The organism is Cellvibrio sp. PSBB023 (genome assembly GCF_002007605.1).
Taxonomy (GTDB): Bacteria; Pseudomonadota; Gammaproteobacteria; order Pseudomonadales; family Cellvibrionaceae; genus Cellvibrio.
The window spans coordinates 3,430,701-3,452,559 of the sequence record NZ_CP019799.1 but is presented as its reverse complement, the minus strand read 5'-3'; the positions used below and the strand labels follow the sequence as shown (position 1 = coordinate 3,452,559).

Sequence of the window (21,859 nt, the reverse complement as noted above, 5' to 3'; positions counted from 1 at the left end):
TTGATGTGTTTGAAAAAGCATCCATCCACACTTATAAAACGGCAATTACTCCAAACGCATAAAATCAAAATCCACACTGCCGCCGGCTTGTTCTGTGGCGAAGTTAAACAGGGCGAACCGATATCCCATGAAATGATCCAGTGAATATTTCATCTGCAATGTGTTGCCGATGGGTTTCCACTCTATGCCGTCGAGGCTGTAGGCGAAGGTTGCTGTGTCTTTCAAATCGCGGAAATCCATATAGGTTTTTAAATGGATTTTTGATTCAGTGAGCGGAACTCGTTCAATCACATCCCACTGATCTTTTTCACCGCTCGCCATCACAATAGATAAACCTTCTTCAGTTTTTTCAACGCCTACAAATCCATAGGTTGATTGCAGAGCACCAATGCCAGCGTAATCGCCTTGCTTCAGGTTGCTGGCATCAATCAATGTATGCGCCGTAGACACCGGGCCAAAGGTGCGTTGGGTTAAGGTATTTTGTGTTTCAACAAAACTTTTATCCAATCGCAAATTCGTCAAACGCAAAAACCCTTTGCGATCGGTAAGCGACCAACCTTCGGCAACTGGATTGTGATTCCATTGCCAAGCCATTTTGAGCGGCTGATTGGCAGCATAATCAAATTCATCCGATTCAATAATATTATTGAATCCCTGGTGAGTAACTTGAATAGGTAACTCGTCGGGCACCTTGCCGTTCACACCATAAATCGGCCAACCGTCTTTCCAATGCACAGGAACCAAATAAGGAATACGCCCTACTGCACCACGATCGCGAAATAAAAATGCATACCATTTGCCATCGGGTGTATCAATTAATCCGCCCTGGGCGATGCCCTTGTCCGTTAATGCGACTCTGCCTTCATAGCTTCCCAGCAAAGTATCTGAGCGATAAATTAATTGGGTGCGCATTTTATTCGCGGGCCAGGAAATTAAATTTAGGTAATATTTTCCGTTTACTTTTAACATCTGCGCACCTTCGGAAGGAACCCAGAATTTATCGCCTGCAACACGTGACGCTTTTGGGATTAATACACGATTAACGCCGTCTTTTTTAATTGCCGTAGCCTCAGCGGTTAGCTCGACGATAAAAATATCGTCATTGCCATAAATCATAAATACACGGCCATCATCAAAAAATAATGATGCATCATGAAACAACGCATCGATTTCGACTCGTTGCCAATCGCCGGTTTCAATATTGTCGGTTGAAAAAATATAGGTTTTTTTGGTGGTATTGGAAAAACTACTGACGTAATAACGCCCATTGTGATAACGCAAGCTACTCGCCCAGGAGCCTTCACCATAGGCTTCTTTGCCATTATTCAGACTGGATTTTTCATCGCTTGATAAAATTGGATAGGCATAACGCACCATTTCCCAATTTACCAAATCCTTTGATTTCATAATCGGCAAACCGGGATTCATATGCATGGTGGTACTACTCATATAATAAGTGTCGCCCACGCGCATTACAGCTGGGTCAGGCACATCTGCCCAGATCACAGGATTATGAGCAAACGGTTTTTTGATTTCAGCCGTTTGGCAGCCCATCAACACACTCAACACCAATAGCAAACCCATGAGTATAAAAACGGCAGGAAAAACCTTCCGCTTGGGCAGTTGGCTGTGAAACCCCATAAAGTTGTTTTGGCAGTGAGTGAATTCTTGCACGTGCTGATCCTTTCTTTTGTTTGGTTTATGTGACGAATCGGTGGCCTATCCTCAGTGATTTCCTGCTACTAAGCAAATCATCACAAGGTCTTTACTCATTCTTTACTTTTCGCCTAAAACTTGTTCATTTTGCATATATAAACTATCATAAGTGCAGATTGCACATCGTTTAACGATAGAGGTTCACCATGTCAGCACTTGCACAAACCAGCCCGGATCCAGCATCGGTACTCGCCAAAGCGGTATTGAATGCCGCCGACCAGCTCGGGTTAAAACAAGCTGAGTTGGCCGCTGTATTGGGAATCCACCGCACGGCTGTGAGCCGCCTTAAACAAAACCCGGCACTCGACCCTAAATCCAAGCAGGGCGAACTGGCGCTGCTCGTGATCCGTATCGCCCGCGCGCTTTTTGCGTTGACCGGGGGCGATAAAGACTGGATCAAACACTTTATGCACAACCCCAATAAAGTGACTGGCGGCATTCCCGCCAAACAAATGGAGAGCATCCAGGGGTTGATACAGGTTATGCAATTTGTGGATGCTATCCGGGGTAAAGTTTGATGATATGGGAGGACTGCAAGGGAACGCAGCAGATTAAACCCCTTGCGGGCACAGTTTACCGTTTAGTTGAGAGCCAGGAACAAATTGCTACCCTGGGTTATGTGGATACCCTGGAAGAACAAGCACTGCTTGAAGAGATGCTTGAAATAACCAAGCCGACCCATCCATTTACCACTGAAGGTTTTCACTACTTATTAAAAACCCCTTTTCGCTACCCACCACTGAAATGGGGTTCCCGTTTCGGCCGCATCCATGAACCGGGCATTTTTTACGGTGGCAGCAATACACACACCACGCTAGCCGAATCGGCTTACTATCGATTTGTCTTCTGGTACTCGATCGATGCCAGCCCAATCAAAAATACCATCCGCACCGAGCACACACTATTTAGTGCAGATTACCAATCGAATCACGCCATTCAATTGCACTCTGCACCCTTTAATCAATTTCTGAACACACTCACTCATCCACAAAACTATGCCGCAACCCAACAGTTGGGCACAGCAATGCGTACTGCAAATGTAGCTGTCTTTGAATACCCTTCTGCGCGCGACCCACAACAAGGCACCTGTATTGGCTTATTTACACCTTCAGCTTTTACACAAAAACGTCCAAAAGAAATGACGGCCTGGCTGTGTGAAGTCAGTGCCAATGAAGTTGCGTTTAAACAACGGGACAGAGCAGAAGTCATTCGATTTAGCCTCGACACTTTTTTGGTAGATGGAACATTACCCTTGCCGGCAGGATGATTTTTATCCTGGCTATAACAACTTTATTTGAATAACAAAACGGACCTAATCACATCCAACTTGCGGCTTGCTGAGATCAATCGCGTAAGGTCTTGTACTTACCTCACTGCTGGCAAGACTTTCCTGAATGTTGTTTACAGCCGTCACCACAAGTCACCTCCTGTGCTTGTGGTGCGTAAAACATCACATCCACTACCAAGCTTTGTAAGGCAAGAATTTACCGTTGAGATGGATAATAACGCGATCGCCTTTTGGATTTTCCTCTTTGCCAATATCCATAGAAAAATCGATCGCACTCATAATGCCGTCGCCAAATTTTTCGTGAATAATTTCTTTAATGGTTGGGCCGTACACACCAATCATTTCATAGAGGCGATAAATCAAGGGATCTTGCGGAATGCTATGTTCCCAACTTTTGCTCGGGCATTGCATAAGCGCAAGCTTGGCGGCCTCGGGTAAATCCATCAGCTTGCACAGGGCTTCTGCTTTATCTGCCGGCGCGCTGTTCATGCCAAGGCAGACAGATGTCGTCCAGACTGGCGACATGCCGATACTGGCTGCAATTCCCTCCCAGGTGAGATTCATTTTTTGCTTGGCGATCACAATGGCTTCTACAACATCGTGCTTTTTCATAGGGCTATCCTCAGGGTGATTGAACAATAAGACGGTGCATTTACGGGCGAAGCTGCATGGTTTTGAAGCGCCCCTATCAGCGCCACAAACGTCATAGCTTGCCTGTTACTAACGACCAATTACCTATTGCGATAGCTGTGCCACTCCAGATTATTATTTTCAACTGATTGATTTATAAGGACTTAATATTCTTGTGCACTAGTAAATACACAACGATATGTCGTGGACAACGAAGTATCGTTGGACTTGGCACGATTTTTCGTTGTGATTGGTTAAGCCACGCATAGGGAGCAAATTCCAGTGAATGACATGACCCAATTACCAGCTATACCGCCGGTCTTTCAACAATTTGAACAGCAGAACCAATTGATCCTGAGTGCCGCCGGTGAAGGCATCTACGGCGTGGATGCCGAAGGCCGCGCCACCTTCGTCAACCCCGCTGCAGAGCGAATCCTGGGCTGGAAAGCCGAAGAATTGATTGGCAACAACATCCACCTTGCGATTCACCACAGCCACAACGACGGCACCGACTACTGTGCACAAGATTGCCCTATTTTCGCCGCGTTTCGCGATGGCAGTGTGCGACGCGTGGAGGATGAAGTATTTTGGCGGCGCGACGGTCACCCGGTACCGGTGGAATACACCAGTACACCGATCTTTGATCAGGGCAAACGCGTGGGTGCAGTGGTTATTTTTCGCGATGTCTCGGAGCGCAAAACTGCGCAAACCAAACTACATGCCACCATGGAAGCGCTGCGTTTGGCACTGGAACAAGTGGAGCAGCTCAAACACAAGCTGGAACTTGAAAATGCTTATCTGCAACAGGAAATCAGCGATACCTTTAGCTCACAGGCTATTGTGGGCACTAGCCCTGCCGTGCAGCAAATCAACTACCAAATCCAATTGGTTGCCCCAACGGTGGCCACTGTATTAGTGACCGGCGAGTCGGGCACTGGTAAAGAACTAATCGCCCGCGCTATCCATCGCGTCAGTGATCGCAACCAACGCCCTTTAATTCGAGTAAATTGCGCCGCGATTCCGCCAGAATTATTTGAAAGCGAGTTTTTTGGCCATGTGCGCGGCGCCTTTTCCGGCGCCGTCTGCGCGCGTATGGGCCGCTTTGAAGTCGCCGATGGCGGCACCTTGTTTCTCGATGAAGTGAGCGAGCTACCGCTGGCATTGCAGGGAAAATTACTGCGGGTATTACAGGATGGCGAGTTTGAGCGTGTGGGTGAATCCATTACCCGCAAGGTTGATGTACGCGTAATCACCGCAACCAATCGCGACCTGAAACAAGGGGTGGAAAATGGCACCTTTCGCGAGGATCTCTACTTCCGCTTGAATGTATTCCCCATCCGCTCGGTACCACTGCGCGAGCGCCTGGAGGATATCCCCCTGTTGGTCACACATTTCCTCAAGGCCAGTTGCCAGCGCTTTCACAAACCACTGCTCAAAATCTCCCTCGCCCAAATCCAGCGCCTGCAGGAATACCACTGGCCAGGCAATATCCGCGAACTGGAGAATCGTATCGAGCGTCAGGTGATTTTAAGCCAAGGTGATAAATTGGTGCTGGATGACCTCCCCCATCACCTGCAACTCCGCCCACAAGTGGTAAAAACAGCCAATGATACGGTTACCGAGCAGGATTGTCGCCAGGTGCAATATCAGGCGATGGTGGATGCACTGGCTCGCTGTGGCGGGAAAATTTACGGTGCAGATGGCGCAGCACAATTATTGGGAATTAAACCCACTACCCTCAGCTCGCGCCTGAAAAAATCAGGCATAAACCGACAGCCATTCCTCATGGCCTCGCTGCAATAAAAAAGGGGCTTATCGCCCCCCTTGTTCCTGCAAGGTATCAGGCATTAGCCATGCTGCTTTTGCGCACGACGGTCGCCCTGGCGACGATCCTGAGGCACATCTTTCGGTACGCCTTTATGCTGCTGGCGTCGGTCATGGCGCTGGCGTTCCTCCAGAGCATCTTCGATTTGCGTTAACAGTACTTTGGGTGTCTTTACTTCGGTCATCGTTAAATCCGTCTCACTAAGCAGTTAATTCAAGGTTAGATCGCTGTTATTACGACTTCTGTGTAAGTGTAGACCAGCCTGAAATTCATATTTGAGATTATGAAGGCCTTTTTATTTCATTTTCAAATAAGAAAAGCCGAATCCTTGTGAATTCGGCCATCTAATATACATAAAATATTATAATTAAGTCGTACAACCATTCTTGCTTGCAGTTATTCGTATTTTTTAAAGTAGATTTGATCTTCAGCGATGGCAGCTTCGGGGTTCATTATTTTCCAGTAGGTAAGCAAACCAGTCTGTTTTTCTTCCAAGCTGAATAACAGGTCACCTTGTCGATATAGGTCCTTAAAATTCTGCATGGATGTCGCACTAAACGCGACAAAATGAACCTCTATCCCTGATTTGGTTTGTAACACCTCACAGGTTATTTCTTGAGCAGCTTGATAACCACTGATCTCTAATAAACAACTCGTAGGGTCGATTATCAGGGTATAACTCACGATCATCGGTGTACCCGGATAGTTTTTGCCATAATCCGCTTCATATATGTAAGTACCGCTCCAGCTTTTAGTCTCTGCACAAGCAACAACCCCCATCAGCTGTAAACAAATAACACACACAATCATTAACTTTTTCATGTTTTATCCCATGTATCCGGGTTTTATTCCCTTTTCAAACATCTTTCTGACCGTTTCGGCCACTTCTTTTAAAACAATTTTTCCATCTTTATTTTTATCCAACCCGATATTTTGTTCGTAAGCCTTGGTTCCTTTTCTGAAAAAAATATGATCTACAGGTTTTCCTATAGCCGTTGGAAGAAGTATTGCCATATAAACATCTTCCAACGTGTGCAGCTTCCCTCTGTATGTATTGAAGTATTTTTTTACATAATCCAGTTGGTCCACAGCAGACATTTTTTCTAGTGCCGAAGTATTAGTTTTTAAATATTTAGCTGTTTCAGGCATAAATTGTATTAAACCAACAGCACCACTGCCTGCTGCATTTTTAATACTGGGACTAAATGTCTCTCCTGTTTCAAAAGCTATGCACGCCATTAAATAATCTGGTGAAATATCAAGTTGCTTTGATATCAGAATTACTTTTTGTTTAAACGCTGGTGAAACTTTCGCTCCCCAGGCAATTTTTAATTGATGTTGTCGTGGTACAACAGAAAACACTGATTCAGATATTTGGTTTGTCTTATCTTCTCTGATTTGTACAAATTCAGGAAAAGTAGAATGAGTTGCTATCTTTGTTTTTGGTGGCTCAACAAGATATTTAGATAATGCTTGCCAAGTTTTTCCTTTTACCTCTATGAGCCCATCAGGAATAGAGAATTTCAAAACTTGTTTTTGGAAGGATTCAATAGCACCTATCGTTTTTTTGCCAACCAACTTATCAACAGCCAATAATCTAAATGGAAATTGAATAGCCCTATTCAAGGTAATTTGAACCAACTCCACATCTTCGCGATTATTAATGCCTTTTTTGCCTACTGAATTTTTTATCTGCATGAACATTCTCCTTTGCTAATGACTATCTCAAGTTTGCAAATATAAATGCTCGTCCACTCTCCAATCAACTCAATAGATCACGTTAAAAAACAAAAAGCCACAACATCATCAATTGATGTTGTGGCTTTTGATGGACATAAAAGCATTCTATTAGATCTGGTTGTCGTATCTCATTTGGTGTGATTTTCCGAGCCCAACAAAATCAAGGGGTTCCATGAATTATGAGATTTTCCAGGCACATCGAAATCTCATTTATCTTGATATTTATTCAAGAAAATCTCACTTTTCGTGATTTTTTATTAAAATCAATAAGTTAGATTAAGAGTGTAAAACTGATTAGTAGCTGCCTTAAAGACAGCTACTTGTTGATTTGCATCGTAGTTTGACCCAGTGGGCCAATTCCAAATGCAAATCAACAGCTAACGCTTAAAGTCATTCAACCTGTCCAAATACGGCGAAAGAATACAAATATTTCTCAATTGTTCTTTTAAATATACTTTCTGCCTAAGTGGTTTTTCTGTGTCATCACTAATAGGTGTTGTTGCTCTGGATGCAGGATAGCTAATTCCCCATGGACTGATTGATATTTTTTGATTCTCCTTAGATAAAAATAAGGTTTTGTTTAAGGCTAACCAGCTTTCGCTTAGTTGCATGGGCTCTATGTTCAGCAAATTAAAGGTCAGTGAAGGATGTCACTGGGCATTAGCGATCCTATTTATCTATAAAAGCCAGCCTGTTTTTTCAATTATTGCACTGCTAGCTGCATCGTGCCGTCATGACCCACGGAGACCAGAATGTTTGGGAAGAGGCCAGTTTCTTTTTGTCGTTCTCTATTACTGCTTTTGTTAATCGTCGATTTATTTTCCAATGAATGGTTTTGAGGACGGGGCTTTTCTATATATTTCATATTCTTAAGTAAGACGGCACAGGAATTGCATAACGCAACTTTTGATTTGAATAGGCATTTCTTTTAGCCAATCTATCTATGAGGGACATATGATGGGGCTCGGTAAAAATCAACTTTCTATATCTGTAAATTAGTCCAGTAAATTTTTTGTAAATAAAATGGAAGGTGGTCAAATGCGAATTTTGAAAAACCTGTTATTTGCAATCATTATTGCTACGCAGCTTTTTGCGCCACTCCATTCTGGTGCGGCAATAGAATTAAAATTGCTAATTTGATCTACGACCAGAACAGAAGATGGAACCTACAAGGAGATTTGTAGACGTGGCCACTAACAGACCGAAAGAAAATGAAGGCATCAAGCGCCCTCGAGTCGCAAGGCTCACTGCTTCAGCGGCTCGATTAAACCGAGCCGTTCGAGAAGGAGATATCGCACGCGCAGAGTTAGCGCTTCGCTCGCATCCTGACAGTCCACATCACATTGTCGATCCTTCCCTCGCTTGGTTGGAGGGCGCACTGGAAAAAGTGCGCCCAAGCTTGCTTTCTTACGAAGGTGTTGTTGGTGTGGGGCTTGGCTTTCGCGCTTCCAAAGGGACACAGACCCGTGAGCCGTGTATAACTGTGTTTGTTAAGAAGAAAGTTTCGCAAGACCAATTGAGTAAGAAAAGACACCGCGCACTCCCCAAATTCAAACGGATCGACAGGCGAACAATTAAGATTGATGTCGTTCAGTTTGGCGAACTTCAGCCTCATGCAGGAATTGGTGATGATATTGGACCTATGACATCGCGCCTTGCTGGAACAATTGGACTCTTTGCCCGGGACACGTTAAGTAATGTTACAGTCGCTATTACCGCGATGCACGTGAGTGGAGTTAGAGAAGTTCCATCACCCGTCGTAACCTCTATTGATTTCTCCACACCTAGCCGCTTAACAAATGGTTCCTCACCGCTCTTCGCCAGACTCATCCGCGGAACCATGTCGCAGATCGACGCTGCGAAGCTCGAGCTTCTCAATCCTCATTCAACCGGTGGCCTAATTCCTGGGCTCGGGCCAATCGCCGGCTGGCGACCACTGACATATCCTGGGGACATGCAAACCACTGTGTTCATGTTTGGCGCGGTTTCCGGTCTAACTCAGGGGTTCATAACGAATACATCAATGGATCTTTTAAGCGATAACTTGAAGAGCACAATCATCGTCAACATACCTTCTGAACCAGGTGACTCTGGGGCTGTACTCGTCGACAGTCAACGTTTCGTGCTCGGTTTCCTTGTCGGCGAAGGCAATGCAGCGCTCGGACGGAATTTGCGAATATTCTGTCCAGCAGGACTCGTATTTGGAATGCTGGGTTGTGACATACCATAAATCAATCTAGGAGGATCTAAATGAACATCGAAAACTTTCTTGGCACGACCGTTTTAGTTGCGGTTACCTCCGCTGCTCATGGCGCGCAGACTTGGACAGTCACCGTCCCCGACTCTAGCACAGCGAAGTTAGAGTGTCCGGATACAAGCAAGCTTGACACGTGCCTATTACCCACAGGAAAAACGAATTCGTTCGCTGACGGAGCTGCAGTGAAAATCAATTGCTCGGACGCAAATGTTTGTAAAGATGTAAGAATCTTCACAGAAGCTGGTGGAAAGCCTATTCGTGAGCTAAAGGGGGCTGCAGATGCTAGTGCCACGTCGAGGATCTATACCTTATCTACAAAAGACATCACAGAAGCGACCAATGTTGGAGCCTTCCACCAGAAGGCATTACTAACCTCCTTCACTCTGCAGCCTAGCGCGGACACAACTATAGCAGGAGGAAAAGTAGCTGCTGCAGGTGGAGTAAGTCTTGAGACAGTTGTGGCTGGAAGCAATCCGATGCCCTTTTTTGAATGCCCATCACAATTGCAGCCAATATACAGCAAGCCGAACGATGTAGGCGAAGCTGTAGCCAACGCTACTATCTATACCGATGTGCTTGGCAACGTGTTGGCTAAGCCTTCCTACAGCTTTGACGAGAACGACAGTTTGACGGTTTACGTCCTCGGCGACAAAGATCTGCTTCAGCGCCTCAAAGTGGCACGGACGTCGGATATTCGCGACCTGACGAAAATTAGGATAATTGGTGAGGATGTTGAGGTTCCAGGGCTTGGCAAACAACATGCGCAAGGTGAAGAGATAACTTGCGCTATGCGAAAATTTGAGATTGACAGCTTCGCTCCAGGGAAGGGTGTGGTGGCAATCTCGCGCGTTAAAGGCGAAGAAGTTTCAGCGATAAGCACATTCGATCTCAATGTAGCTCGGCTGTATTCAGGCATGTTCACACTTGGCGCGTTTCGCACAGACCTCGTTGACCCTAAGTACAAGTTGGTGAGTAATGGCTCAGATCAAGTCATCGCCCCAGAAAATAGCAGCGATACTGATACACGCTATAGTATTTTTTATACGCCATTTATTTGGGGGCGGCGTGATCTAGAGAAACCGTTCGAATGGTCCAGTTGGTATCAACATATTAACCCTACTCTGGGATTCGTTTTAGATGACGTTTCGGATAACTTCCTTGCAGGCGTGAGCATAGATCTACCGCGCGGCGTGGTCGTCACTGTTGGAAAACATTATGGGAAAGTGACCCAGCTTTCTAAAGAGAGTGGCCTTTCTACTGGTTCTGTTTTCACTGGTGCCGCTGACACAATTCCCACCTCCGAATCATGGGAATCAGATAACTTCGTGGCGGTTTCCTTTGATATAGGTGTTACGGTAAAGCTAATCAAAAGTGCATTTACAACGACGACTGGCAAGTAATTCAGCATCGTGGTTTGCTTGGTGCTGAGTGCGTATAATGTTCTCACCGCGCTTACTCAACAGGTTAACCGGTAAATGGTTAGAGTGGGGTGCTGGGAATATTAGCTATGATTACGTTACGGGCTAGAGTATCTCTACTGGCTTGTCGCAAAAATACCACCAAATGGTGGTATTTTTGTTTAAATGGTACCGGGGCTCTTGAAACGTGGATTACAGTTCATCGTAAGTTGGGTCGGCAAGTTTCCGAGCTTCTGGCGTTAAGACTTTGCAAGATATGAGCTTATCAATATAAGCGGGTTTGCCTATCAGGGATTTCATTGAAGCAGTCATAAAGGTCTGTGTGCGCAACATATTTTCTTTTACGTTTAGGACACCGTTAGAGCTAATTTTTATATCCCTTGAATACCATTGTTTCATTTGAGATAACGTAAATGGCTCTGGTTGAGGCTCAAATGAATAATTTTCTCTCTCCGAAAGGACAACGTTGAGTTCATTTGCTTCTTTTATAAGCTCGACTGGAAGTTCCTCTCCTTCTGCTTTCCTCTGGTGCACTATAATACGAGCCTTCATGGCTCCGAGCGCTGGGTAGCTAAAATCCCTCACAATGGACTTCCCAGATTTCACTAGACACCCAAAAGCCTCATAATCTAACTCCAAGATGAGGTGTCTATGTCAGGCAAACGATTTACTGAAGAATTCAAGAAAGAAGCTATCAAGCAGATTATCGAGCGGGGGTATTCTGTTGCGGAAGTGGCTGAACGGCTCGGGACCACCACCCATAGCCTCTATGCCTGGCTAAAGAAATACAACGAACCCCAACCCCGCATAGCCGCTCAAGTAGATGAACAAGCCGAAATTGCCCGCCTTAAAGCAGAGCTCAGGCGAGTTACCGAGGAGCGCGACATTTTAAAAAAGGCCGCCGCGTACTTTGCAAGGGAGCACGAATAAAGTACGCCTTTATTCGCGCCCACATCAAGGTACATTCGGTACGCTTGATGTGCCATGTTTTAAAGCTTCATCCCAGTGGCTACTACGCGTGGCTAAAAAATCCAGCATCAAAACGCGAGCAAGAAGATCAGCGGTTACTGGCGTTAATTAAAGAGCACTATTTAGCAAGTGGTGGTACTTACGGTAGTCCGTGGATACACAAGGATTTGCGTGAATCGGGTGAGACATGCAGTGTGCATCGTGTAGCTAAAATTATGCGGAAATACCGGATAAAAGCACAGATTGGCTATAAACGGCGTTACATCAAAGGAAGCAAAACCGCCAAGGTGGCCGCCAACTTGTTGAACCGGAACTTTAGTCCTGACGCGCCCAATGTTTCGTGGGTTAGTGACATTACTTACGTGAGAATGTTGATTTGCGTTTAAAACTGACCCACCTTTTGCGTTGAATTTTGACCCACCCTGGATGGTTTATTTTACGGGTTTGGGTTGTGGATAAGTTGTCGTCTTTTTCTCCCTTTTCGGTGGGTTTGAACTCTCTTTGAATCGATAGCTGTCATTGCCGGTTTCAACAATATGGCAGTGATGGGTGACGCGATCCAATAACGCTGTAGTCATCTTTGCATCACCAAATACATTCGACCATTCCGCAAAGCTGAGGTTGGTGGTGATGATCATGCTGGTGCGTTCATACAACTTGCTCATCAAGTGAAACAACAAGGCACCACCGGTTTGACTGAAGGGTAAATAGCCCATCTCATCCAGAATCACTAAATCGGTATGCATTAGACGTGATGCAATTTGTCCGGCTTTGCCCTGCTGCTTTTCCTTCTCCAGTGCATTTACCAATTCAATCGTTGAGAAGAAGCGAACGCGACGATGCAAGTGTTCAATCGCTTGAATGCCGATGGCACTGGCAAGGTGGGTTTTGCCTGTACCGGGGCCACCGACAAACACGACATTCTGTGCGCTATCCATAAAGTCACCGGCACACAATTGCCGGATCAGCACTTCATTGGCCATGCTACTCATAAAATCAAAGCCACTCAGATCACGATACGCAGGGAATTTGGCGGTCTTCAGTTGGTAGGCTACCGAGCGCACTTCGCGCTCGGCCAGTTCGGCTTTGAGTAAATGATCAAGGATGCCGGTGCTCGCCTGGAATGCCGGTGAATCCTGTTCGGCAAGATCGCTTAACGCATGTGCCATGCCGTAAAGCTTTAATGATTTGAGCACAGGGATCATGGGATTAGTGTGCATGCTGGCCTCCTTGTGTGCCGATGGTTTGTGCACGCAGTTTGTCGTAACGATTGACGTTGGCGAGCGGTTCAATGCGCAGTGTTAATGCGGGTGGGACTTCAATCGGTGCGATAGGCGATCCTTCCAGTAATCGACTCAGAATGTTGATGACGATTTGCTTGGAGGGTGAGCCGGTTTCCAAGGCAAGCTCAACGGCAGTGAGAACATCCTGCTCATCGTGTAGTAAAACCAGCGCAAGAATATCCACCATCTCCCGATCACCGCCAACGCGCTTTAACAAAATGGTTTGCAGCGATTGAAAGGCTTGAGGTAATTCGGCAAAGGGCGCGCCGTTGCGAATTGCACCAGGCTTGCGTTGCAACACCGAGAGGTAATGCCGCCAGTCATACACGGTCATTACCTGCTCATGCTTACGGTTAAACACGCGGGTATGCACGGCAATGATATTGCCTTCAGCAATCACCTCCAGGTGATCGTGGTAGATATGCAAACTCACCGGTCGATTAGCAAACGAAGATGGCACACTGTAGCGAGTACGCTCGAAGGTGATTAAACAGGTGGGCGATACGCGCTTGGGCTGCTCGACAAAACCATCGAAGGGTTGCCCCACAGACATCAGGAAAGAACGCTCATGCTCCAATGCCGCTTGAATGGTTAATGCTTCAGTGGGATGGGTGGATTCACTCCAGAGTTGAACGCAGCGCTCGTGCAACCAGTCATTCAGCGCAATCAATGAGGGTTGTGCTGGCACCTGTTGCCAGAGCCTTCTTCGTGCATCCTGCACGTTCTTCTCGACCTGTCCTTTCTCCCAACCCGCAGCGGGATTGCAGAACTCTGCATCAAATAAGTAATGGCTGACCATTGCGGCAAAACGCGCATTCACATCGCGCTGCTTGCCGCGTTTCACTTTATCGACAGCGGTCTTCATGTTGTCGTAGATCCCGCGTTGCGGAATGCCGCCCCACGCCATAAAGGCATGATGGTGCGCATCGAACAACATCTCATGGGTTTGCAGCAAATAAGCGCGGACAAAGAAGGCGCGGCTGTAACTCAATTTGAAATGGGCAACTTGCAGCTTGACGCGCTCACCGGCAATCACGGCCCAGTCTTCACTCCAATCAAACTGGAATGCTTCACCCGGTTTGAACTGCAAGGGAATGTAGGTGTGTTTGCTCGCACCCTTGTTCAATTCCAATTGCTGGCGACGCCACTCGCGCGCAAAGACAGCAACGCGATCATAGGAGCCTTCATAGCCCAGCGCACGTAAATCAGCATGCATCTGTTTGAGCGAGCGGCGTTGTTTACGGGAGGTACGCGCCGCATCGGCTAACCACTGCCGTAACTTATCGGCAAAAGCATCGAGCTTACTGGGTGTTTGTCGTTTGGGATAAACCGGTTCGCTGATCTCATTGCGCAGGTAGCGGCGAACGGTGTTGCGGGAAAATCCGGTACGTCGGGCAATCTCCCGTAGCGAGAGTTTGTCGCGGAAATACCAACGTCTGATCTTGCTTAACATAGCCACGTTAATCACTCCTATCTCCCGCTCAAAAAACAAGCAGGATAGTCGGTTTACGTGGGTCAATTTTCGACGCAAATATGGGGGTTTAGTGGGTCAGTTTTGGGTGCAAAACAACACTATTAATTTATTTGCTCTCACCAAATTTCTAAATTCAGCTGGTGAACAAACTCTAAAACGATCATTTTTTGGATTGTGCTCGGAGATATCCAATAACTTATATAATGAAGAACGATCTACTTTAGAAAACTTAGTAAGCGATCTAAAAACCGCAAAATGATCATCAGGTAGAACATTTTTATTTATTAACTGCTGCCAAGAATGCTTTAATAATTCGTGGTCAAGATTATCAAAAAAACCTGTTATATCTAAACCTATCGCTGTACACCCACTGTACTTCTCTCCTAATGATTTAATCTCTTTGAATGCATCGAAAGCAAAATCAATATTATTTTTTCCTAATTTACGAAAGGCCAAAATATTGTCTTCAAGACCGTATTTATGCAATAGATCTTCATAGAGAGGAGTTAATAAATGACAGTAGAAAGAATATATATGCGAATCAATATGAGCAGCATACGAGATAGGCCGATCCTTAACTTTTTTCCCTATCCGATCACTCTCATCTTTATATATTTTTGTAACGCTAATCGAATAGCTTATCAATGGATAAAAAGAATGGACAGATACAGCTTTTGGATTCGTGACGATTTTTTCTGCAGACTTTTCTGAAATGGGCCTATCAAAATGCAGGTAGTTTCTTTTTCGGTACCAATCCTCTGAACTCATTTGTAAATCCCTGATTAGCCAAACCGGTAGGGGCAAGAGATTGCGGCCATCTCAATTTGCCCCTACCGGCATAACCAAGTGCATTCAAAGCACCATCTGACACCGATATTCTGGTGCGAGCCGCGTGTGTTAACAATCACATATACTATGTGTAGCGTCGTGGAGAACAACTGTATGCTGCCCTTACCGGTCGCCCTGTCATTCAAGATAACATGTCATATTGACATCATTATATTGCTTGACATCCTGTAGTATTCCCCCAGCTCTAAAAACTGAGGCAAACGAACAATAGCTTTTTTCACATCAGAACTCAATAGATCCTCAATCAGGATTCTCCTTACCATCAGTCACCCTATCTAGATAAGAAGAAAGAATACAAATATTCCTTAGCTTCTCTTTCAAATAGACTTTCTGCCTCAGTGGTTTTTCTGTGTCATCATAGACAGGTATTATTTTCCTTGAAGCAAGGTAGCTAATTAATGTTCGTGAATTAATATCCACAGCTTTACTTAACTTGGACAAGATTACATATTTATTATTGAATTCGGAAAGCTGCGAATGACTTATGCAAGCGTTCTTGCTATCAATACATTTGCTTGAATTTATAATCTCCCGGTTCACTAGCTCATAAGTAAATTGCTGTTGAACGCCCAGTATTTTTGCAAGCACAGGAACGCTAATTAATTCTTCGTTTTTCTTGTTGAATTCCAGCCAGACCAAAAAATCATCTTTCAAAAAATGCAGCGAGGAATATCCATTCTTATCAGAATCTATAGATGAAACTCTGAGGCTACGATCTTTAACAGAATCTGTTAGTCTGATTAGGAAATCATCTAATCTTCCACTAAAGTACTGCATAACTTCAGAAAATGACCAGCTTGCTCCGGGGGTACTGTGTACCGCCCTGGTAAGCTGATCCCTAAAACTATACATTTCTTCAAGCGAAAAACACCAGCTTCCAAATCCACTTTCAGAGGGAGAAATTGCCGTTTTAAATAACTTTTTATTCACCAGTGCCGTGAAATTTTCCTTACTAAGTCCAAGCACCAGTCTTGCCTCCTTTAACGTAATTATATCTTTAATCCTTAAATATCTATCGCTAATGTCTTGTCTATACAGATAGGTCAATGTTCGCTTATTTTTTGTTTCCTTTTTAAATCTTACATAACCGTTTAAAAATGCCTTACGTAGCATGGTTTTGGATATGTCATATTCTCTGCACGCTACTGCAAACGCAATCCACGGATGTTCATGCAATGTCTTCCGACTAAAATGGATATTTCTTCTGGTTAATGGTCGCTCCCAGTTTTGGTTGATGTATTCTTCCATAAGGGATCTATAGCAGGAGAACTCATTACCTGGAAAGCGCTCATACAACTCATATCTAAAACTGGTTAAGCTAGCTCCCCTTAAATCTTCTGCTTGAAGTCTATTCAAGAAATTAAAAAATCCGAGTTTTCCTCCAAATATAGCTTCAGCCGCGTCACCTAGCGTATCTCGAGCATCTTTGCTATTTTCTAACGACTTGAACTGACCTCTAATACGAAGCCATCGGTTAAAAAATATAATCAAATCCAATCTTTTTGTTAAATCGATATCAAGTTCTTTATTCATGGCATGATCACCGTCAATAAACTCTTGAAGCTGAATCATGTCAGCAGAAGCCTTAAGAAGTTCTTGGTCTGAAAGCGGGTGGCCACATCTGCAATCTGTTAATCTTGGATATACAAGTGTTACCCGACTTTTGCATTTTGAACAGCTATCTCTTAACCAAATTTTATGCGTCCTACAAACATAAGATGGCCTCAATTGCCAACCAATTCTTATATAAGGGGAATTCTTTATACACAGAGGGCAAAAGCGCATATGTTGCATATCGAAGTACTTCGAATGTAAATTGGAGAAATTAATAAACTTATTATTCTCGTAACCTGCCCAATCAGATAGCTGTAACATTTCATGGTAATACATAACGTTTTTTATACGCTTTTCAAAAGAATCAGCATCTATTAACCAGAAAATATTCTGATACTTATTAATATCAGCCAGCCTAATCAAGTAACCGGTGGGAAATTCATCTGGGAGGCAAGGAGGATGTATTAACGGCTTCATTATCGTGCTTTTTTTCATGCTTGTTTTTCTTCCTTAATAAAATCGTTACGGTGAAATGGCATTCCAGGTTTATTTAATCGTTGCCAAATAAACGCATTGTTGAAAGGATTCAGCTCTCTCTTACCATCGATCCATATGTTTTCCATGAACGCAGTTTCAAATATGTCTTTTCCAATCATCTTGTTTTTCGATGCATCAAGCAGCTCAATTACACCAATAAAAAGTTTTATCATGTTGGCTATCACACCATCCGTTGCGTAATAGATTGCTGAGATGAACTCCTTGTTATTCAGATCAAATCTCGCTGTTAATTTTGATCTCTCAAGAATTGCATACAAGACGCCCATAAATTCCATGAATGGTTCATGGCTATCTATCGAAAAAGGATGAAGATCTATTCGCTTGCTGAAGCGTCTTCTTAGTTGCTCGTTGATTCTGAACAGATACTCACACCTCTCAAGACCCATTAACACAATGGAGCACCTGGATTGATCAATAACTGTCTTTAACCAATCAGCCACTTCTTGCGACTTGCGCTCTTTTCCCCTATCAATAAAATGCTGGAGCTCATCAAAGATGATCATTTTTACTTCACACTGGTTTAAATAATGATGAACTCTGGTTGTTTTCTGTATGGTTGATCCAGAGTAGTATCTGAAATCACCCAGTTTCATTAACATCTCTTCTGCAAGGTTTTTCACCGTTGGCATCGCCGGTGTGTCTACAATTAAAATTGGTGTTATGACTTTTTGATTATTTTTTTGAGGATTGATGCTATCTCTTAGTTTTTCCTTAAGCGTAGATTTTCCGGTTCCTGATTGACCGACACAGATAATATGTTCAGAAATTCCTGTTTCGACATTCATATAATAGGCATTTAGTAGCTGCTCATAAGCCTTGTCGAATTGCGGATGATTGATAATCATCTTTTTTAGGTCAGCCACCTGCTCCATTTTTTCACTTGACAATATCATTAGAAATCACCTCGTTTGGTTGTATCAAAGCGAGGTATTTCACTAATATTCAGATCAGTAAAACTTAAAGCCTGCTGTTTAGTAAGTTCTGATCTTCTTTTATTATCAGCTGATGCATCTTGTTTATGTAAAGTGTGCCGCTCGGCTTTCTGTCTTGGTCGTATCTTTTTACTTTTACTAAGATCTTTTAGTTTTTCTGTAAACTTTGCTTTTTTGGTTAATAGAGACAATACATCCTGCTCATTTTGATTATTTTTCCTATCAATTTTTCTGATCTCTCGATGCTCCAGTAAAGACAAGCCGGTTGTGTATTCAGGATAAATCGACGGAACTACTATGTAGTCTCCATTAATATCGTCATATACCCAAACTGATTCCAGGTTAGATGGATCAACTCTTACCTTAACGTTAAAGGTTTCGTCCGACCTCCGTCTCAACACACCTAGTTCGGCGGAGTTGTAGGCTATTCCAAAAATTATCACTCCTTCGTGGTTTAACTTTCGCTGCATTTCTTTAGCGAGAATTAAATTTAACTGCTGAATGCTCTCAGGTAACAAGGGTTCTCTTTTTTCTAGGCCCTCCTTCCAAAGATCGTAAGGCATCTTCCCAGTAGTTCGATTTATTTCATGGCAATAGATATCTACGATCCATTCATGAATCAGTGACTTTAATTCAGCTAACGTTGTCTTTGCTGAAGAAGCAGAGTCGTATTCGTTGCGTTGCTGAATGTTCGAGAATGTTGTACCCGACAGTCGATGGCATACGGCTCTATTAAGAGTTCCTAAAAATCGCTCAACAGCTCCTTTATAGTTCGGCTGCTTCTTTGGACAAAACTGTATTTCGATATTTAATTCAGCGCACATTCTCTTAAGATTTGTAGCATGGAATTCTCGTCCATTATCACAAACCAATGTTGTTGGAATTCCGTAGGCTGGCCAGTCATTTAAAATATCTGGATATATTTTGAGGATTTCTGTTTTGGGTCTTATCGAATTTCTAAGCGCGTTCATAACTGCCAGCTCGGAAGGTGGTTCGAACCCTATTTCGATACCAAGAGGCATTCTTGAATATCTATCTAAAAGAACGGTTAGCCATGGGCGACCGTCAGGAAGACCTGTTTTTTCATTCACAACCATTACATCCAGTGGTGTATGGTCAACCTCTACCCTTTCTAAGATATAGCTCGTGGAAACGCCCCCTCCTACTGCGCGAAAATGTCTGTCGGCAATACTTTTACCTTGTCGTGCGGACATACATTCATAAGGGTCAATTTCCTTTATCATTCGATAAAAAGTTGCTCTGCTGGGAATTTTTAAAGGAAACAACCTTGCTTTGTTAATTTCTGAAAATCGAAAGCACAACTGGTCATATACATCCTGAGCAGATGTTCTTTGGTTTGTTAGATAGTACTCCTGAATTACCTCATTTATTATCTGTGATGATTTTTTGAATCTTCTTGTTTTAAATAAGCCAGGTCTTTTATTTAGTAAACAGAGAATGTTATTGCCTGAGTTGACCCAGGATTTCCACCATCGAAATACACTCGATACACTGGGTATATTTTTGTCATTCAATAGCTCAGCTACTCTATTAATTGCTATTTCAATGTTGATTTTTGTGGGCTTTTTTCCAAGCAATTTCTCTGCTCCTATTATGTATTCTCTTTTTCTAATTACGATTTTTTGTTGATATTCCGGAAGACCAGCTACATCAATTGAATTTCGGTTTGTATTTCTATCTCTATTGGCCTCATTTCCTTCGAAGCGAATCATCCCCTCTTCAAAAAGTTTGATTAATTCAAATTTTGATCTCTGTACTAGTGCGTGATCGGTCATTCGTTCAAGTAAGCAATCTCCAGATTCATAGATCCGCTCAATTCGAAAAGCCACATCATTCAATGTCAGTTGCAAACCCGCGTGAAAATAACTGATTTTCATAGCGATTTTTCTCCTGGAGATAAAGTTGACTTTCGTGTTGAATTTTTTCGTAAAGGTTGGTTAGTACAAATTGATGGGCAAGTAATGAATAGACCTTGTTGAGCGAATTAAGGTAAGCCGCCAAGTCTCCGATGATTGGATTATTTTGTTGTTTAAGCCAATGAGCAGAAATTTGAACAAGCTCAGCATCACATTTGACTCGCAAATAACTACGCAAGAGTTTTAAATTGCTTTGGAGAATTGGATGATCAAGCTCTTGGTCGGTAATAATCAGGAACTGTAGCCCTTTCTCTTTCCAATACCGGCTAATCGCACCCAGTTTTTCCTGAAGTTCCGGCGTTTGTAACTTAGCTCCGGGTTTCACTTCGACGTATATCAACTCCCCAGAAAGTAGAGTCAGCTCAAAATCGGGCGTATAACGCAAAAGCTCACCATTCAGCCGGTAGTAGATACTTAAAGGTTGTTCCCGGTATTTAATTATTTCCGGGGAAAATTCAAATACGTAACAAGCTTTCTGCTCAAGTTGGGACTCCCAAGCAATTGATCGGTTGTTTTTAACTGATGGAAAGTACCCAACCACTCTTCCGGTGGTAGGCTTAACTGGTTCCCTAACACGACTGCTCGGTGAAATGGGGGTAGAAAGTAAGCGCAAAGCTACCCCCACCCCAGTGCCAAATGGCACCAAAGTTGATTTTGAAGACATGAATACCCCTTACCCAGAACGGTAATGTTTGATTTGTGATCAGGTAATTGTGCAGGGGATGGGTTGACGGGCTATTCGAGGGTGTAGATACTATGGTTTCCACGCCGTAAGTAACTTCACTTACATCTAATAGCGGGACAATCCATCCGGTGCGTCCCGTTGTTATTTCTACATGACGTTACCCCTCCTTCTTTCTCCTTGCATTCCAAATGCCGACTCCCCCATTTTTAAAGCCGTTTGCATAATGACCAACTGGTTATTACTTAACCTACCAAGGCTTTGGCGTAATTCGTATAGGAACTCAAATTCTTGTTTAGACATGTTCACCGGGAGGCGGAGATTTAAATCGGAGAGCTCTACGCTTTTCCATAAACGACTCTCTTCCTCAGCAGAAAGATCCAGTTTCTCAATAAGTTGTTCAAGTACTGGTTTAGAGGGTGGGCCTTTACGGCCTTTTTCGAGTGCACTCACATAGCAAGGGTTAATTCCCATGATGTCAGCCAACTGCTTTTGTTGCAGATACCGGCTACGTCTAAGTTGTTCCAAGTATTCGCCAAAGGGAGTCATCTGAAGTACCAATCGGACATATTTCTGTCCAGATTAGGGTAAAGCTGTTATTTTGGCAACAATCGTTTTTCAAAAAAATATATACAAATCAGTAAGTTACAATCAAAATACTATACTTTGATGTATCAAAAATAGGGCTTTTGATTATATTTTTACCATGATTTTTTTGAAAATTGGCTTTTAATTCAGTGAGTTACT

The 21,859-nt window shown here is 43.6% G+C and carries 21 protein-coding genes; 7 read left to right on the top strand and 14 right to left on the bottom strand.

The annotated features are described in order from the left end of the window. Window positions 1-45: 45 nt before the first annotated feature. Window positions 46-1,674, bottom strand: coding sequence for a glycoside hydrolase 43 family protein (locus tag B0D95_RS14940; RefSeq protein WP_246841617.1), 1,629 nt, complete (start codon window positions 1,672-1,674; stop codon window positions 46-48). Window positions 1,675-1,862: 188 nt separating this feature from the next. Between B0D95_RS14940 and B0D95_RS14935 the strand changes: the two genes are divergently transcribed. Beyond that, on the top strand, window positions 1,863-2,234 hold the full coding sequence (locus tag B0D95_RS14935) for an XRE family transcriptional regulator (protein WP_078044643.1): 372 nt from the start codon (window positions 1,863-1,865) through the stop codon (window positions 2,232-2,234). Further along, window positions 2,234-2,983 carry an RES family NAD+ phosphorylase gene (locus B0D95_RS14930; protein WP_078044642.1) on the top strand — a complete coding sequence of 250 codons (750 nt, stop codon included), beginning with the start codon at window positions 2,234-2,236 and terminating at the stop codon, window positions 2,981-2,983. The genes B0D95_RS14935 and B0D95_RS14930 overlap by 1 nt, the downstream gene beginning before the upstream one ends. Window positions 2,984-3,175: 192 nt before the next feature. Here the strand turns inward: B0D95_RS14930 and cynS are convergent, their stop codons facing one another. Continuing rightward, entirely contained in the window at window positions 3,176-3,616 is a 441-nt protein-coding gene (cynS, locus tag B0D95_RS14925) for a cyanase (protein ID WP_078044641.1), read from the bottom strand. A gap of 309 nt (window positions 3,617-3,925) precedes the next feature. Here cynS and B0D95_RS14920 point away from each other — a divergent pair, with 309 nt between their 5' ends. Further along, entirely contained in the window at window positions 3,926-5,437 is a 1,512-nt protein-coding gene (locus tag B0D95_RS14920; RefSeq protein WP_078044640.1) for a sigma-54-dependent Fis family transcriptional regulator, read from the top strand. A gap of 44 nt (window positions 5,438-5,481) precedes the next feature. On the opposite strand, the gene B0D95_RS20590 is transcribed toward B0D95_RS14920, so the two are convergent. The 3 genes from B0D95_RS20590 to B0D95_RS14910 all read right to left on the bottom strand — a co-directional run bounded on the left by B0D95_RS20590 (window position 5,482) and on the right by B0D95_RS14910 (window position 7,157). After that, a complete protein-coding gene (locus B0D95_RS20590; RefSeq protein WP_168172462.1) occupies window positions 5,482-5,643 on the bottom strand; it encodes a hypothetical protein in 162 nt (53 codons plus the stop codon). A 212-nt stretch (window positions 5,644-5,855) separates the two neighbouring features. After that, window positions 5,856-6,281, bottom strand: a complete 426-nt coding sequence (locus tag B0D95_RS14915; protein ID WP_078044639.1) for a DUF5991 domain-containing protein — start codon at window positions 6,279-6,281, stop codon at window positions 5,856-5,858. A 3-nt stretch (window positions 6,282-6,284) separates the two neighbouring features. Beyond that, window positions 6,285-7,157, bottom strand: a complete 873-nt coding sequence (locus B0D95_RS14910) for a transglycosylase SLT domain-containing protein (RefSeq protein ID WP_078044638.1) — start codon at window positions 7,155-7,157, stop codon at window positions 6,285-6,287. A 1,228-nt stretch (window positions 7,158-8,385) separates the two neighbouring features. On the opposite strand from B0D95_RS14910, the gene B0D95_RS14905 reads away from it, so the two are divergent. Together B0D95_RS14905 and B0D95_RS14900 are read left to right on the top strand one after the other, a co-directional pair. Then, window positions 8,386-9,429: a hypothetical protein gene (locus B0D95_RS14905; protein ID WP_078044637.1), complete on the top strand. Its 1,044-nt coding sequence runs from the start codon at window positions 8,386-8,388 to the stop codon at window positions 9,427-9,429. Between the two features lie 20 nt (window positions 9,430-9,449). After that, window positions 9,450-10,856 (top strand): hypothetical protein, encoded by a 1,407-nt coding sequence (locus B0D95_RS14900; protein ID WP_078044636.1) that lies wholly within the window; start codon window positions 9,450-9,452, stop codon window positions 10,854-10,856. A gap of 210 nt (window positions 10,857-11,066) precedes the next feature. Here the strand turns inward: B0D95_RS14900 and B0D95_RS14895 are convergent, their stop codons facing one another. After that, on the bottom strand, window positions 11,067-11,426 hold the full coding sequence (locus B0D95_RS14895) for a hypothetical protein (RefSeq protein WP_149867926.1): 360 nt from the start codon (window positions 11,424-11,426) through the stop codon (window positions 11,067-11,069). Window positions 11,427-11,525: 99 nt separating this feature from the next. Between B0D95_RS14895 and B0D95_RS14890 the strand changes: the two genes are divergently transcribed. Beyond that, complete coding sequence (locus tag B0D95_RS14890; protein ID WP_149867925.1) at window positions 11,526-11,804, top strand: transposase; 279 nt, start codon at window positions 11,526-11,528, stop codon at window positions 11,802-11,804. A 47-nt stretch (window positions 11,805-11,851) separates the two neighbouring features. Beyond that, window positions 11,852-12,229 carry an IS3 family transposase gene (locus B0D95_RS14885; protein WP_078044633.1) on the top strand — a complete coding sequence of 126 codons (378 nt, stop codon included), beginning with the start codon at window positions 11,852-11,854 and terminating at the stop codon, window positions 12,227-12,229. A gap of 45 nt (window positions 12,230-12,274) precedes the next feature. On the opposite strand, the gene istB is transcribed toward B0D95_RS14885, so the two are convergent. The 8 genes from istB to B0D95_RS14845 all read right to left on the bottom strand — a co-directional run bounded on the left by istB (window position 12,275) and on the right by B0D95_RS14845 (window position 21,661). Continuing rightward, the gene (gene istB, locus B0D95_RS14880) at window positions 12,275-13,063 is read right to left on the bottom strand and encodes an IS21-like element helper ATPase IstB (RefSeq protein ID WP_078044632.1); all 789 of its coding nucleotides are present in this window, start codon (window positions 13,061-13,063) and stop codon (window positions 12,275-12,277) included. Then, window positions 13,053-14,585 (bottom strand): IS21 family transposase, encoded by a 1,533-nt coding sequence (gene istA, locus B0D95_RS14875; RefSeq protein ID WP_210403634.1) that lies wholly within the window; start codon window positions 14,583-14,585, stop codon window positions 13,053-13,055. Before istA ends, istB begins: the two co-directional genes overlap by 11 nt. Before the next feature lie 90 nt (window positions 14,586-14,675). After that, a complete protein-coding gene (locus tag B0D95_RS14870) occupies window positions 14,676-15,368 on the bottom strand; it encodes a hypothetical protein (RefSeq protein WP_078044630.1) in 693 nt (230 codons plus the stop codon). A 321-nt stretch (window positions 15,369-15,689) separates the two neighbouring features. Next, window positions 15,690-17,498, bottom strand: a complete 1,809-nt coding sequence (locus tag B0D95_RS14865; RefSeq protein WP_078044629.1) for a TniQ family protein — start codon at window positions 17,496-17,498, stop codon at window positions 15,690-15,692. Next, complete coding sequence (locus tag B0D95_RS14860; RefSeq protein ID WP_078044628.1) at window positions 17,495-18,454, bottom strand: TniB family NTP-binding protein; 960 nt, start codon at window positions 18,452-18,454, stop codon at window positions 17,495-17,497. Before B0D95_RS14860 ends, B0D95_RS14865 begins: the two co-directional genes overlap by 4 nt. Further along, window positions 18,454-20,391 (bottom strand): Mu transposase C-terminal domain-containing protein, encoded by a 1,938-nt coding sequence (locus B0D95_RS14855; RefSeq protein WP_078044627.1) that lies wholly within the window; start codon window positions 20,389-20,391, stop codon window positions 18,454-18,456. The genes B0D95_RS14860 and B0D95_RS14855 overlap by 1 nt, the downstream gene beginning before the upstream one ends. Further along, complete coding sequence (locus tag B0D95_RS14850) at window positions 20,345-21,094, bottom strand: TnsA endonuclease N-terminal domain-containing protein (RefSeq protein WP_078044626.1); 750 nt, start codon at window positions 21,092-21,094, stop codon at window positions 20,345-20,347. Before B0D95_RS14850 ends, B0D95_RS14855 begins: the two co-directional genes overlap by 47 nt. 168 nt (window positions 21,095-21,262) lie before the next feature. Next, a complete protein-coding gene (locus B0D95_RS14845; protein ID WP_078044625.1) occupies window positions 21,263-21,661 on the bottom strand; it encodes a helix-turn-helix transcriptional regulator in 399 nt (132 codons plus the stop codon). Window positions 21,662-21,859 lie beyond the last annotated feature (198 nt).